This window comes from Pseudomonas sp. FW305-3-2-15-E-TSA4 (assembly GCF_058787295.1).
The window spans coordinates 103809-117504 of the sequence record NZ_JBYSZP010000010.1 but is presented as its reverse complement, the minus strand read 5'-3'; the positions used below and the strand labels follow the sequence as shown (position 1 = coordinate 117504).

Annotated in this window: 12 protein-coding genes and 1 pseudogene; 8 read left to right on the top strand and 5 right to left on the bottom strand. The window is 57.9% G+C overall.

Annotation, left to right across the window (positions count from 1 at the left end):
- The 3 genes and pseudogenes from AC3WMV_RS15480 to AC3WMV_RS15470 all read right to left on the bottom strand — a co-directional run.
- Positions 1 to 597 (bottom strand): ABC-three component system middle component 1, encoded by a 597-nt coding sequence (locus AC3WMV_RS15480; RefSeq protein ID WP_103367894.1) that lies wholly within the window; start codon positions 595 to 597, stop codon positions 1 to 3.
- Positions 594 to 2492 carry an ABC-three component system protein gene (locus tag AC3WMV_RS15475; RefSeq protein ID WP_146038493.1) on the bottom strand — a complete coding sequence of 633 codons (1899 nt, stop codon included), beginning with the start codon at positions 2490 to 2492 and terminating at the stop codon, positions 594 to 596. Before AC3WMV_RS15475 ends, AC3WMV_RS15480 begins: the two co-directional genes overlap by 4 nt.
- Positions 2493 to 2688: 196 nt before the next feature.
- Positions 2689 to 2853, bottom strand: a pseudogene (locus tag AC3WMV_RS15470) (IS3 family transposase); the annotation flags it as partial.
- 458 nt (positions 2854 to 3311) lie between these two features.
- Here AC3WMV_RS15470 and AC3WMV_RS15465 point away from each other — a divergent pair.
- Entirely contained in the window at positions 3312 to 3671 is a 360-nt protein-coding gene (locus AC3WMV_RS15465; protein ID WP_095136351.1) for a DUF6124 family protein, read from the top strand.
- 246 nt (positions 3672 to 3917) lie between these two features.
- Here the strand turns inward: AC3WMV_RS15465 and AC3WMV_RS15460 are convergent, their stop codons facing one another.
- Positions 3918 to 4556 carry an EcsC family protein gene (locus AC3WMV_RS15460; protein WP_178085233.1) on the bottom strand — a complete coding sequence of 213 codons (639 nt, stop codon included), beginning with the start codon at positions 4554 to 4556 and terminating at the stop codon, positions 3918 to 3920.
- Between the two features lie 245 nt (positions 4557 to 4801).
- Positions 4802 to 5176 (bottom strand): type II secretion system minor pseudopilin GspI, encoded by a 375-nt coding sequence (gspI, locus tag AC3WMV_RS15455; protein ID WP_103367892.1) that lies wholly within the window; start codon positions 5174 to 5176, stop codon positions 4802 to 4804.
- Between the two features lie 148 nt (positions 5177 to 5324).
- On the opposite strand from gspI, the gene gspG reads away from it, so the two are divergent.
- From gspG to gspF, 7 genes are all read left to right on the top strand, one after another.
- Positions 5325 to 5783, top strand: a complete 459-nt coding sequence (gene gspG / locus AC3WMV_RS15450; protein WP_003225640.1) for a type II secretion system major pseudopilin GspG — start codon at positions 5325 to 5327, stop codon at positions 5781 to 5783.
- Positions 5784 to 5791: 8 nt separating this feature from the next.
- Positions 5792 to 6745, top strand: coding sequence for a type II secretion system minor pseudopilin GspK (gene gspK, locus AC3WMV_RS15445; RefSeq protein ID WP_103367891.1), 954 nt, complete (start codon positions 5792 to 5794; stop codon positions 6743 to 6745).
- Positions 6742 to 7926: a type II secretion system protein GspL gene (gspL, locus tag AC3WMV_RS15440; RefSeq protein ID WP_103367890.1), complete on the top strand. Its 1185-nt coding sequence runs from the start codon at positions 6742 to 6744 to the stop codon at positions 7924 to 7926. Before gspK ends, gspL begins: the two co-directional genes overlap by 4 nt.
- Positions 7919 to 8467, top strand: coding sequence for a type II secretion system protein GspM (gene gspM, locus AC3WMV_RS15435; RefSeq protein WP_103367889.1), 549 nt, complete (start codon positions 7919 to 7921; stop codon positions 8465 to 8467). Before gspL ends, gspM begins: the two co-directional genes overlap by 8 nt.
- Positions 8464 to 10842: a type II secretion system secretin GspD gene (gene gspD, locus AC3WMV_RS15430; protein ID WP_103367888.1), complete on the top strand. Its 2379-nt coding sequence runs from the start codon at positions 8464 to 8466 to the stop codon at positions 10840 to 10842. Before gspM ends, gspD begins: the two co-directional genes overlap by 4 nt.
- Positions 10843 to 11077: 235 nt before the next feature.
- Entirely contained in the window at positions 11078 to 12484 is a 1407-nt protein-coding gene (gene gspE, locus AC3WMV_RS15425) for a type II secretion system ATPase GspE (RefSeq protein ID WP_103367887.1), read from the top strand.
- Positions 12484 to 13695, top strand: coding sequence for a type II secretion system inner membrane protein GspF (gspF, locus tag AC3WMV_RS15420; protein ID WP_103367886.1), 1212 nt, complete (start codon positions 12484 to 12486; stop codon positions 13693 to 13695). Before gspE ends, gspF begins: the two co-directional genes overlap by 1 nt.
- The last annotated feature ends 1 nt before the right edge of the window (position 13696 follow it).

Here is a 13696-nt window from a genome sequence, read left to right as displayed (position 1 = left end):
TTACTCTTCCTGAATCCCTTCACCGATGAGAAGACTAGCAATATCGGAGCTTTCTCGATCCGATAAAAATAATTCTTTCCAGTACTCCTGTTGCCCGCCATCAAGCCATTCGTGTCCTTTACCAGTCATCCTCATTGCGGATATAACAGGATCGGCGATATTAGAATCATCATCTTTAGCGTCTAACGGTGCCAAAAACGTACGCAAAACCATATCGTCGGGTGTCTCATGTGGGCGAAGAGCATACTTGCGACAAAACTGCTCATCCGCCTCGAGGTTAGAGCAAATACCTTCGGAAAATTCTTCAGCTGCCAAAATCAAGTATAAATCCGACGCTTCTGGCTCGGGTAAAACGTCTCTTACACAAGCTGCCCACTTAGCTCCATACTTGATATCATCGGGCGAGTGGAGCCAAGCTATCAAAATAGTTTTATTCCCAGCCGCAGCAAGAGCGCTCTTTCTTAAAGTAACAACCTGCCTGTCATGAATCTCATCCCCAGCCAAAGAGCAAAGTTGTAGCGACGCTTCTGGCCCAACAACGTCGAATCTGCTTTTAGATATGGCCAAAATCGCTTTTAGTATTTCGTCGCTATTCATGCTAAGTCACCTGAGCCGAAATTTTTAATGCTCTTATTGCGCGACTCTTGGTGTGCGCGCAAACTTTTCTCTAACTCTTCGCGAATGCCTAAGATATCTCCATCATTTATTAATCTGGTCAGTTTTACTGTTTTCGTTACCAGCAATTTTGGACGCTTTGGGCTGGCTAGTGAATTGGCTGAAATGCTGTCATCGGCCAGAGTTGAGCAGTAAATCTCATTTACGGATGATTTTATGTGAGGTAGAACTAAAACAGGTTTTACTTCTCCCCCGATTATCGATTCGGTTACTTCCTCTTTGTCTTCGGTGAACATTTCACGGACAAGTCCTTCATTGTCATTTCCGCCCCAATATCTTAGACCAACTAACTTGGTTTCAAGGTCGGTATTGATTGAGTCCCATTTGGCATGGGACCCTCCCAACGCAACTGATACAATTAGTAAAAACCAGATACTTTCCGCTACAAGATCAACGGTTGAAAGTCCAATCCGAAGCTCTGTCACAATTGTTTTTGGCTCGGCATGAATGCTTAAGATGTTTTCGAGAAATTTGTTCCTGTCTGCTAGGGAAGAATTTAAATTGACTACCCAACTATTCCAAAGAGATTGAGTGGCGCTTCCGAGCCCGCCAGTAAGATCGCCTAATCTTGCATTCACCGAGTCTATAATTGCTTGCCAGGTAAATTCGTACATTTTCTCGCTTAAATGGCGAGCTTCGACTTCCATGTCATCGCTATCCGTAAGAACACGAGTGCTAGTTGATGCAAGGGAGCGAATGCCATCTCTCCAGGTGATTCCTCCTTTTCCGAAATCATTTTTCGCTGTGCCAAATGTTCCATTTATGGCCGATCTAGCAACTTCAAGCCCGATATTTGCATTAGGAAATTCCGCTGTCGAAGTTCTCGGTAGGTGGAGCGCAAGTCTAAATAGCGATCTAATTAAGGGGTTGTTGGTCAGTAATTTTTTGGTGAATTCTACGGAGTTATTTACAATTAGAACCGAGTCGTTGCTGCCGTCATTCCATAGCGCGTCGACATAGCTAGATGGTTCAAATCCTCTTCCGAAGTTCAAACCATCCACATTCCATCCTACGTACCCTTTCTGTTGCTGGTAAAATGCCCAAAAAGGTTGTCGATTCTTCAAGTGTTGAATTACTAAGGGGGTAATATGTTTTGGGCAAACAGCACCGATATCTGTAGCATTTAAATGAAGGTGGTTGTAGATTTTAGTGCGTACTTCATTAGCCTTATCAAAGCATTGGGAGAGTGCTAATTCTGTTAGGTCATTTACAGAGCGCTCATCTCCTAGCAATTCGACTGTAATTTTTCTTAAAACAAAAAAAATCTGGTCTATGCTTTGAAAGCCACACCAACTCTTCATCCATTCAATTATTTGCTTGGTTTTACCATCGGCTCGAGTTTTTAGTCCGTTTGCCGTGGCACTAGATTTCCTACATTCTTCACACAATTCTGATAAGGATTTAACATCTAACCCTTTTTTTATTTCAATGTTGCCGTATGGAAGCACAAGGGTGAATGTTTTGGTACACAAAGCATGCTTAGCAATTATTTCGTAAAATGAAGAGAGTGCTTTAAAAGCATCGTCTAATGCGGATAAATCTTGGGGCTTACCTTCTTCGTCCCCCTTTGTTTTATTGCCTCGTGTTGTTTTATATGCGGAGAAGTTACTTGTCTGTCGTTTGACTTGTAGATATTTAAGTGAGCCGTCATTATTTTCAATAACAAGGTCGTCCCAGTGATCTAAGCCTTGCTCGCTTCCTAAACTTAATGGATGCTCTTCACACTTTATGTATTCGACAACCATCCTAGCCATATGGTAGGTGGCGACGTGGCAGTCATAATTATCAGATCTTTTTAAACGAAGTTTTTTTAGCATTTCCCTATACCAACAATATGATTTTGCTGGGGGATTTTTCCCCTAAGAATGCGAGTCCTAGCCTAGATCAGGCATCGTAATCTGAGTATGGCATATAGCCCTCACCTAAGGCCCGAATGCTTGCTCCGGCTGAAGGGATTTTTCAGCCGTCGCTCTGAGGCTCGGCACGCGTCAAACAAAGAACGGAGTGTAGTGGTCAACTAATCTCGGACACGACGTTAAGTTTTTTCTCGGCCTGAGCCGGGATCAGCCCATCGTTGAACTGGTGCGGTCGAATCCAAGTGTACTGATACATCAGGTAATGACTGATGTCTCGGTGCGTTTCTTGAGCCGTCATGTAGCCCACGGTCTGCATCCATTCAGCAAAAGGGGGGCGGCAAAAGGAGACTGATTTATTTCCAAAAAATAAATCTGAGAATCATCTGGCCGGCGTCCCCACCTCGTGGAGGTGCCGCAGCAAGGTATCGATAAACGTCAACGTTTAAAAAGACATCTTCAGACACTCTCTCAGGCTACACATCCTTGCGCCTTTACCTACAGCTACGCCAGAATCCGCCGGCTTGTGCGCCTTGGGGGCGGGTTCTATTGTGGTTCGGTCGCTGACGAATCAGCGATCGGGTTTCGCAGCCCGGATCAATCAAGGCGCACAGCGCTCCTAATCGTTGCCTTTTTGGCGATGGTGCTTCATGGCGGCTGTGCGCGGGATACCTTCGGGTATGCCGGGTTCCTTGATTCCCGGTCTGCGAACCTGCGTACAGCTGCCACCTCCCTTCGTTTCGCAGCGAACTGTGGCGGCTCCATTAATCAAGGAGCTTCACCATGATCAAACCAACACCCAACCCACCCGAAACCGCCTCGGTTTCCCCCTACGAATCCATCGATTCCAAAAAACTCCACGAAGCCGCCGACCGCGCGCTCGATCATTACCTCTGTCCGCCCGGTTCCACGCCGCCCCCACGTAAAACCCGTGGGATGTATGCCGTGACGGCGGACAACAAAACCGAAGAGCTGCTGGTGGATGCCAGTGAAACACTCGCTTCGGCCAAAACCCTCGCGCAGAACATCGCCAGCTTGTTGCCGGTGTCGCAGCGTCATGCGTTGGCGGGGATTGCGCAGTTGATCATGCTCGGGGAGTTGGCGGTGAATCGGGCGTTGGATAATTTGCAGTTGCCGGGGTGATGCGGGTGTCGGGATCACCTGGTGATTGATCGGGTGTTCATTCTGGCGCCTTCGCGAGCAGGCTCGCTCCTACAGGGTTTTATGCTGATTGCAGATTTTGTGTAAGTCGCTGAAACCAGTGGGAGCCAAAGACAGAGGGGACGGATTTATTTTCGGAAAATAAATCGGTCCCCTTTGTCGCGTTTGCTGATTTTGGCTCTGCACTCCCTTGGAAACGGGAAATGCAGCTACCGCTGAGGTGGCCCGTTATGCAGTCGCCACATCTTTTGGTGTGAATGTATCGCGCGCTACATTACCGATGGTGTTGGTCGTGTAGGCATCGAAACTTCCGCCAATCAAGCCTCCCAGCAGCGGCACGGCTTTGCCAAGATTGATCACGCCTTTTTCACCAAACTTGGTGAACAGCTTGAAGCCGACCTTTTTGTTTATCTCGAGCAACGTCTTGCCGGAAATCGACTTCACGGCATTCATCGCGAGTTTGTTGCCCACGACAATACCGATGTCTTTCAGCACTTCTTTGGCGGAGTTGGCGGTGAGACAGGCGAAAACGAGGGTCTTTACCTTGTCATCCTTCACGTCGTAGCCACCCAGGTGGGCGATAGCGGCGATCATGCGAATTTGTACGAAAAGCACACTTGTGATGTTGGCGGGCAACGCTACGGGCAGTGTAATTAATCCACCCAGGCCGGTAATAAAGCCTGACGTGGCCGATTTGGTGTTTTGCCAGCGAATCAGTGAGTTAGCTTGATCGTAAGCAGAGCTTTCTTCCTTGGCGTAGCTGGCTGCGAGCTCCTCGGCAGAATCAAGACCAGAAAACCCATTGACAGATCTCTCGTAGGCCCAATCAAGGACCTGCATTATCTTTTCTTGACTTATCAGTTCCATCTTCAGTCTCAGCGCATGAATAGTGGCCTTATGATGCCATGTCTGCCGGCTTATTTGCATCACTTCGCTTTGAACAAATTCCCTCCAAATACTTTCGCCGCCGCGCTGATGGCATAACTCCACTTTTTAAATACTCGCCCAGACCCCGCGATTACATGCAGCGGGACAGAGGGAACGCATTTGCGAGCTCGATAAACGCCAACCTTTAAAAGGCAAAGTCAAAAGATCGCAGCCTTCGGCAGCTCCTACAGGGGGCGGTTCAGTAGGGTTTCCAGGCGGGCCAGGGGCGGGGCGTCTTGGTTGCGGTTGAAAACCTGGATGCCGACTTTGAGTAATCGGCCATTTTCAGCCGTGGCGATGGCCTGTTCGCAGCGCAATAGCAGACGTCCTTGGTCACAGTCCTGCGCTTTTAGTCCTATCGGCAATCGACCTTCCAGTTGCAACTCGGCCATGCGTGTCTGCGCCGCAATCATCGCCACCGACCGATCCCGCAAAATCCCGCTGCTCTGCGTCATCAACCCCGCCACACGCACAGCCGCTGACATCGCCACAGCAATGATCGCCAGCGCCACTAGCACTTCAATCAGGGTGAATCCGCTTTCTCGGGAGCGCGTAGGCATAGATGGCCCAAAACCAAAACACAGCCCTCGACCCTAACCCCCGTCCTTGACGGCTTGACGACGAAAACTCCCGAGGATTTTCAACATCCCTGACATATCTTCTTGCAACACTGCGCGTCGAATCGAATCAAGCCAAGGGAATGTCGAGATGGATATCGCGCAGTTCAAACAGCCCAGACGACCGAGCCGGATGCCCCGTGGGCAGCAGGGTTTTACCCTGATCGAGATCATGGTGGTGGTGGTGATTCTCGGGATTCTGGCGGCGATGGTGGTGCCCAAGGTGCTGGATCGGCCGGATCAGGCGCGGGCTACGGCGGCGAAGCAGGATATTGGCGGTTTGATGCAGGCGCTGAAGTTGTATCGCCTCGATCACGGTACTTATCCGAGCCAGAGTCAGGGTTTGAAAGTGCTGGTGGAGCGTCCGGCGGATGCGAAGAACAGTAACTGGCGTTCGTACCTGGAGCGTTTGCCGAACGATCCGTGGGGTCGTCCTTATCAGTACCTCAACCCCGGCGCGAATGGCGAGATCGATATCTTTTCCCTCGGTGCCGACGGTCAGCCTGACGGCGACGGCGTGAATGCCGATATCGGTTCCTGGCAGCTGTAAGGCCGGTGATGAACAGCCAATCGAACCAGCAGGGGATGGCGATCATCAGCGCGCTGTTGATTGCGGCGGTGGTCGCGGTGATTGCGGCGGGGATGTTGACGCGGCAGAGCGTTTCGACCCGTGCGCTGGAGGCGGATCAGCAGCGGGTGCAGGGGCGCTGGTTGTTGCACGGCGGGCTGGAGATCAGCCGGCAATTGCTCTGGGATGCGCGGCAGCGTGATCCGTTGACCCGGCTCGATCAGCCGTGGGCGCAGCGCTTGAATGCGCACGGTTTCGAGGGGCGGCTTGAGGACGAGCAAGGCAAATTCAACCTGCGCAATCTGGTGGCCAACGAGCGTGTCGATGAGGCGCAGGTGCAGGCGTTTCAGCGGTTGTGCGAGTTGATCGGCATCAGTGCCGGGTTGAGTCAGCGCATCAGTCAGCGGGTGATCGGCTCTTATCCGTACCTGTTGAACCCGCAGATTGCCGAAAACACCGCGAGCAAAAACGCCTTTGACAGTGGCCGCGCCACATCGCCGAATGCTTCGCGCAAGCCACAGAATCCGAAGTTGCCGATGCTGCGCAGTGTTGATGATTTGCGCAGCGTCGAGGGCGTGAATGAGGCGGTCATCGGCAAACTGGCGCCGTACCTGACGGTGATCCCCGCGACCACCTGGCTCAATGGCAATACCGCCACTGCGCCGGTGCTGGCCGCGTATGTGCCGGGGTTGTCGCTGGAGCGGGCGCAGGCGCTGATCAACGAGCGTGACGCTGGGCGCTGGTTCATCAACCGTGGCGATTTCGTCAACCGCTTGCGCATGCCGAACTTGGAGCTGACCAGCGTCAAGGTCGGTATCACCAGTGACTGGTTTCGTCTGCGCGGCGAGGCGCGGCGTGATCAGCGTCGGGTCAGCCTCGATGCGTTGTTGCACCGCAGCGAGGATCGTCTGCCGCAAGTGATCTGGTCGCGGGTGGGCGTATGAGCCAGTTGCGTGTGAGTTTGCCGCCACTGGCGCAGTTGAGTCTCGACAGTGAATTGGACTGTGCGTGGCTGGACCGGCAGGGGCAGGTCATTCGTGAGCAGCGCCTGACTTTTAGCCAACTGGGGCAGTCACCCAAGCAGCCACCGCTCAGCGTTTTTCTGCATCCGGCGGACAGCCTGTTGGCGAGCATCGACCTGCCGCCATTGCCGGCCAACAAGACCGCAGCGGCGGTGCAATGCGCGGCGCAGGCCTTGATGCTCGGCGACAGCAACGACATGCACATCGCTCACAGTTCGCGGGATGAATCGGGGCAGGTGCAGATCGCCTGGGCGCCGCGTCAGCGTTTGCAGCATCTGGGGCAACTGCTGAAACAGGCCGGTCTGAATCTACGCGGTCTGTACTCGGCGGCATACCGCTTGCCGGTGCTGCCGGGCACGGTGGCTTGTCGGCAGGACGGCCATTTGTTGCTGCGTGAAAGCGTGCAGGTGGCGCGGGTGCAGCCGCTGTTCGACGAGGAGATTGGTGATTGGCTGTTGAGCTGCGGCACGCCGTTGCACTGGATCGGTTCTGCACCGCCGCCGGATGCGCAATTGCCGATGGCCGAGGCGCAGCGCTGGGTCGGGCCGTTGCCCGGTTGGGGCTTGCAGGGTGCGGTGCAACAGCAGCGCAGCGAGCATCGCGGTTGGGGCCGGGCGTTGGGGCTTTGCGCCTTGGCGGTGGCGGTGTGGGTGATCGGCCTGAACCTGTATGCCGCCCGCGAAGCCAGACAGGGCCAGCAGCTCAAGGCACAGATGGCGCTGCGGGTGAAGCAGGCGTTCCCCGAGTTGCCGGTGATCCTCAATCCGTTGCAGCAGGCGCGTCAGCAATTGGCGGCGCGGCAGAAGGGTGCGGCGGAGGATCCGGCGCAGCCGTTCAATCGACTGGTGTTGCAGGCCGGCAGTGGCATGCCGTTCATGGCCGGCACGGTCGAGCGCCTGACGTTTGTCGATGGCACCTTGCAGTTGAGTCTGCTGGCGGATGCCCGGCGCAGCGCCAATGACAAGGACAAGGATTGGCAAGCCGCATTGGCCCAGGTCGGGATCAGTGCGACGGCCGATGATGAAGGCTGGCTGCTGCGCCCGAGCGACGAAGTCACCACCCCCGACGAAAGCGCTGACGACAGCGGAGCAGAAGATGAATAAGGCATCGCTCGCGGTTTATCGCGTCCGCTGGCAGCGTTTCAGCGCTCAGCTTCAGGCGCGTTGGCAAGCGCTGGCCCTGCGTGAGAAACGCATGGTCGGCGGCATGGCGGTGGTGCTGCTGTCGCTGTTGGTGTGGGTCGCGCTGATCCAGCCGCCGCTGAAAAAAATCACTTACTGGCAAAGCGAAACGCCGAAGTTACGCGCCCAGACCGAAGCCCTTGAAGTGCTGTTGCGCGAGGTCAGCGTACGTCCGCAAGGGCAAAGTCTCGCGCAGTCGCTTGAGCAGACGCTACTGGCTGCCGGTCTGGCCGGGCACTATCAATTGCAGGCCGGGGAGGCCGGCGCCTGGCAGTTGACGTTCGACGCGGCGCCGGCCGATGCCGTGCTCGACTGGCTGCTGAGCACTCCGGCACAGCTTTCTCTGCAAGTGGTCGAGGCCCGTCTGCAACGCGCCGACAACGCTTCGACCGAAGTCACTGCCGGCACATTGTCAGGCACCGTTCGCATGGATCAGGCGCTGGGCGCTAAGGAAGCTTCATGAAGGGGTCAGGATCCAAACCGGCGCGCATGGCGTTACCGATGCTGCTGATGGCATTGAGCGCGTGCAGCAACACCACCACGCCGCCGAACCAGCCGCCGTTGCTGGTGGACAGCGAACTCGGCCGTCCATTGGCCAACACCCAACGCAGCGGCGATGCGCTGCTCGATCGTCAGCGCGCCCAGGTACAAGCGGCGCCGCAACCACGGCAGATGCACAACATCACCGAACGCGCGCGCAGTGGCGGCGTCCCGCGCGGTAGCACACTGCCGAGCAATCCGCTGGGCGAGCAGCCGGTGACGCTGAATTTTGTCGATGCCGATATTCAAGCGGTGGTGCGCGCGTTGTCGCGTTCAACCGGCCAGCAGTTTCTGGTCGACCCTCGGGTCAAGGGCAGCCTGACGCTGGTCTCGGAAGGTCAGGTGCCGGCACGCCAGGCTTATGACATGTTGCTCGCGGCGTTGCGCATGCAGGGTTTCAGCGTGGTCGATGTCGGCGGCGTCGCGCAGGTGGTGCCGGAAGCCGATGCGAAACTGCTCGGCGGGCCGATCTACAGCCCGGACAAACCCGCCGGCAACGGCATGCTCACCCGCACCTTTCGCCTGCAATACGAGAACGCGGTGAACCTGATTCCGGTGTTGCGCCCGATCGTGTCGCCGAACAACCCGATCAATGCCTATCCCGGCAACAACACCATCGTCGTCACCGATTACGCCGAGAACCTGACCCGCGTCGCCCAGTTGATCCAGACCATCGACACCCCGAGCGCGATCGACACCGACGTGGTGCAGATCCAGAACGGCATCGCTGCCGACATCGCGCCGATGGTCGCCGATCTGCTCGACGCGCCGGGCAATGACCCGACGCAGAAAATCGCGGTGATCGGCGACCCGCGCTCCAACACTATCATCATCCGCGCCGGCAGCCCCGAGCGCACCGAGCTGGCGCGCAATCTGATCTACAAACTCGACAACGCGCAGAGCAATCCGAGCAACCTGCACGTGGTTTATTTACGTAACGCGCAAGCGGCGAAACTGGCGCAGGCCTTGCGCGGACTGCTCACCGGCGAGAGCGACAGCGGCAACAGCGACAGTGCGCGCTCGGTGCTCAGCGCCATGGGCAGCAACGGCAACAATGGCGGGTCGAGTGCGCAGAGCGGCACGCAAACCAGCGGCAACACCTCGACCACGTCGAGCACGGGCAGCACCGGCGGCAGTTACGCGCAGGGCAGCAGTTCGACTGGCAGTGGCGGCAGTCAGGCCAGCGAGCAGAACGTTGCGTTCAGCGCCGGCGGAGTGACGATTCAGGCTGACGCGACCACCAACACCTTGCTGATTTCCGCGCCGGAGCCGTTGTATCGCAACCTGCGCGAGGTCATCGATTTGCTCGACCAGCGCCGTGCGCAAGTGGTGATCGAGAGCCTGATCGTCGAGGTCGGTGAGGACGATGCCAGCGAATTCGGCGTGCAGTGGCAGACCGGCAATCTCGGCGGTAAAGGCGTGATCGGCGGGGCGAATCTTGGCGGTTCGGGGATCAACCTCAACGGCAAGACCAGTCTCGATGTGCTGCCCCAGGGTTTGAACCTCGGTTACGTCAACGGCACGGTGGACATCCCCGGCATCGGCAAGATCCTCGACCTGAAAGTGCTGGCCAGGGCGCTGAAGAGCAAGGGCGGCACCAACGTGCTGTCGACGCCGAACCTGCTGACCCTCGATAACGAAGCGGCGAGCATTTTTGTCGGCCAGACCATTCCGTTTGTCAGCGGCAGCTACGTGACTGGCGGCGGTGGCACCAGCAACAACCCGTTCCAGACCGTGACCCGGGAAGAGGTGGGTTTGAAGCTGAATGTGCGGCCGCAGATTTCCGAGGGTGGCACGGTCAAGCTTGATATCTATCAGGAGGTCAGCAGCATCGACGAACGCGCGTCGGCCAGCGCGACGTCGGCGGGGATCGTCACCAACAAGCGCGCGATCGACACCAGCATCCTGCTCGACGACGGCCAGATCATGGTCCTCGGCGGCTTGCTGCAGGACGGCTACAGCCAGAGCAACGAAGCGGTGCCTTGGCTGGGGACGTTGCCGGGGATCGGAGCACTGTTTCGCAACGAACGCCGGGCGATCACCAAGACCAATCTGATGGTATTCCTGCGCCCGTACATCATCCGCGACAGCGAAGCGGGGCGCAGCATCACCCTCAACCGCTACGACTTCATGCGCCGCGCCCAGGGCGGGCTGCAACCGGAACGCAGCTGGGCAATGCCGGACATGCAGGCGCCGCAGTTGCCGACGGCGGCGCAGGGGGTGCCGAGTCCGGTTCCGGCTTCGGGACCTCGCGCGACGATCAAAGCGGTGCCGATCGAAAGGAGTACACGCTTTTGAATCCGACCCTCAATCTGAGAAGTAAACCTGTGGTGAGGGGATTTATCCCCGATGGGCAGCGAAGCGGCCCCAAAACCTATGCACGCGGTCAGTCAGATGGATTCGGATGTCAGGTTTCGGGGCTGCTGCGCAGCCCATCGGGGATAAATCCCCTCACCACAAGAAATCCGCTCTCCATAAGAAATCCCCTCACCACAGGAACACCTCCAGGCAGAGAGATTGGGGAGGTTTTGAGATGAGTTCACTGCCCTACGCCTGGGCCAAGGCCCAGCGCATTCTGTTGTGCGACGGCGTGCTGACGGTGTGCCCGTCGACGCCCGGCTGGTCGATCAGCGAGGTGCGGCGGCAGTTCGGTGAGACGTCGCTCAAGCGCGTGCGCGATGACGAGCTCGACGGTCTGCTCGCCACGGCCTATGCCGATACCGGCAGCGCCGCCGCTGTAGTCGGCGCAGCAGAAAACGAAGTCGACCTCGACCGGCTGATGCAGGACATGCCGGAAATCACCGACCTGCTCGACACCCAGGACGGTGCGCCGGTAATCCGCATGATCAACGCCTTGCTCACCCAGGCTGCACGCGATGAGGCCAGCGACATTCACATCGAACCGTTCGAAACCCATTCGGTGGTGCGCTACCGGGTCGACGGCACCCTGCGCGATGTAGTCTCGCCGCGCAAGGCATTGCACGGCTCGCTGGTGTCGCGGATCAAGATCATGGCCCAGCTCGACATCGCCGAAAAACGCCTGCCGCAGGACGGCCGCATCGCGCTGCGTGTGGCGGGGCGGCCGATCGATATTCGCGTGTCGACCGTGCCCACCGGGCATGGCGAGCGGGTGGTGATGCGCTTGCTCGACAAACAGGCCGGGCGCCTGCATCTGGAAACCTTGGGCATGGACGCGCAGGTGCTGGCCAGACTCGATCACCTGATCCGCCAGCCCCACGGTATCGTGCTGGTCACCGGCCCCACCGGCAGCGGCAAGACCACCAGCCTCTATGCGGCGCTGGCGCGACTGGATGCCAGCACCAGTAACATCCTCACCGTCGAAGACCCGGTGGAATACGACCTGCCGGGGATCAGCCAGATTCAGGTCAACGCCAAGATCGAAATGACCTTCGCCCTGGCATTGCGAGCGATTCTGCGGCAAGACCCGGACATCATCATGATCGGCGAAATCCGCGACCTGGAAACCGCACAAATCGCCGTGCAGGCTTCGCTCACCGGGCACCTGGTGCTGGCGACGCTGCACACCAACGACGCGGTGTCGGCGGTCAACCGCTTGATCGACATGGGCGTCGAGCCGTTTTTGCTCGCTTCGTCGATGCTCGGTGTACTGGCCCAGCGTTTGGTGCGACGGCTGTGCAAGGAGTGCAAACAGCAAGACCCGGCAGCGCCGGGCACCTGGCGCCCGGTGGGCTGCGCCGCCTGCAATCATACCGGCTACAGCGGTCGCACCGGCATCCACGAATTGTTCTGCATCGACGACGACATCCGCACCCTGATTCACCAGGGGGCAGGCGAGCAGGCCTTGCGTGCGGCAGCGGCCAAGGCCGGGATGTTCAGCCTGCGCGAGGACGGCGAGCGCTGGATTCGCAGCGGTGCCACCGCCCCTGAAGAAATCCTCCGTGTGACCCGGGACGCCTGATGAATCGCTATCGTTTTGAAGCCGCCGACGCCACTGGCAAGATCGAGTCCGGGCACCTGGAGGCGGACAGCCAGGGCGCGGCGTTCGGCGTGTTGCGCAGCCGTGGTTTGACCGCGTTGTCGGTGCACAAGGAAAGCAACGTCGCCCAGCATGGCGGCGGTGGCTTGTTCAGTGCGCGTATGTCGGATAACGATCTGGCTTGGGCCACCCGGCAACTGGCGAGCCTGCTCGGTGCCAGCCTGCCGTTGGAAGCGGCGCTCAGCGCGACAGTGGAGCAGGCCGAGAAAAAACACATCGCCCACACCCTCAGCGCGGTCCGCGCCGACGTGCGCAGCGGCATGCGTCTGGCCGAGTCACTGGCCGCGCGGCCACGGGATTTTCCGGAGATCTACCGCGCGTTGATCGCTGCGGGCGAGGAGTCCGGCGATCTGGCGCAGGTGATGGAGCGGCTGGCGGATTACATCGAGGAGCGCAATAACCTGCGCGGCAAGATCCTTACCGCGTTTATCTATCCGGGTGTGGTCGGGCTGGTGTCGATCGGCATTGTGATTTTTCTGCTGAGTTACGTGGTGCCGCAGGTGGTCAGTGCGTTTTCCCAGGCGCGGCAGGATCTGCCGGGGCTGACCTTGGCGATGCTCACCGCCAGTGATTTCATTCGGGCGTGGGGCTGGTTGTGTGCGGCGCTGATCGCCGGTGTTTTCTGGAGCTGGCGCCTGTATCTGCGCAATCCGGCGGCACGTTTGAGTTGGCATCATCGGGTGCTGAAGTTGCCGCTGATCGGACGTTTCGTGTTGGGCCTGAACACCGCACGTTTCGCCTCGACCCTGGCGATTCTCGGCGGTGCCGGGGTGCCGTTGTTGCGCGCGCTGGAGGCGGCGCGGCAGACGTTATCCAATGATCGCTTGAGTCTGAGTGTCAGCGATGCGACAGCCAACGTTCGCGAAGGGGTGAATCTTGCGGCGGCTCTGCGAGTGGAGAACGTGTTTCCGCCGGTATTGATTCACCTGATCGCCAGCGGCGAGAAAACCGGCGCACTGCCACCGATGCTCGAACGGGCGGCGCAAACGCTGTCCCGCGATATCGAACGCCGGGCGATGGGCATGACCGCATTGCTCGAACCGCTGATGATTGTGGTGATGGGAGGGGTGGTGCTGGTGATTGTAATGGCGGTGTTGTTGCCGATCATCGAGATCAATCAGTTGGTGCAGTAGC

Coding starts and splice junctions, on each gene's coding strand:
- AC3WMV_RS15465 (WP_095136351.1), top strand. CDS start 3,312: ATGATCAAACCAACACCCAACCCACCCGAAACCGCCTCGGTTTCCCCC.
- AC3WMV_RS15480 (WP_103367894.1), bottom strand. CDS start 597: ATGAATAGCGACGAAATACTAAAAGCGATTTTGGCCATATCTAAAAGC.
- AC3WMV_RS15460 (WP_178085233.1), bottom strand. CDS start 4,556: ATGGAACTGATAAGTCAAGAAAAGATAATGCAGGTCCTTGATTGGGCC.
- gspF (WP_103367886.1), top strand. CDS start 12,484: ATGAATCGCTATCGTTTTGAAGCCGCCGACGCCACTGGCAAGATCGAG.
- gspK (WP_103367891.1), top strand. CDS start 5,792: ATGAACAGCCAATCGAACCAGCAGGGGATGGCGATCATCAGCGCGCTG.
- gspI (WP_103367892.1), bottom strand. CDS start 5,176: ATGCCTACGCGCTCCCGAGAAAGCGGATTCACCCTGATTGAAGTGCTA.
- gspD (WP_103367888.1), top strand. CDS start 8,464: ATGAAGGGGTCAGGATCCAAACCGGCGCGCATGGCGTTACCGATGCTG.
- gspG (WP_003225640.1), top strand. CDS start 5,325: ATGGATATCGCGCAGTTCAAACAGCCCAGACGACCGAGCCGGATGCCC.
- gspL (WP_103367890.1), top strand. CDS start 6,742: ATGAGCCAGTTGCGTGTGAGTTTGCCGCCACTGGCGCAGTTGAGTCTC.
- AC3WMV_RS15475 (WP_146038493.1), bottom strand. CDS start 2,492: ATGCTAAAAAAACTTCGTTTAAAAAGATCTGATAATTATGACTGCCAC.
- gspM (WP_103367889.1), top strand. CDS start 7,919: ATGAATAAGGCATCGCTCGCGGTTTATCGCGTCCGCTGGCAGCGTTTC.
- gspE (WP_103367887.1), top strand. CDS start 11,078: ATGAGTTCACTGCCCTACGCCTGGGCCAAGGCCCAGCGCATTCTGTTG.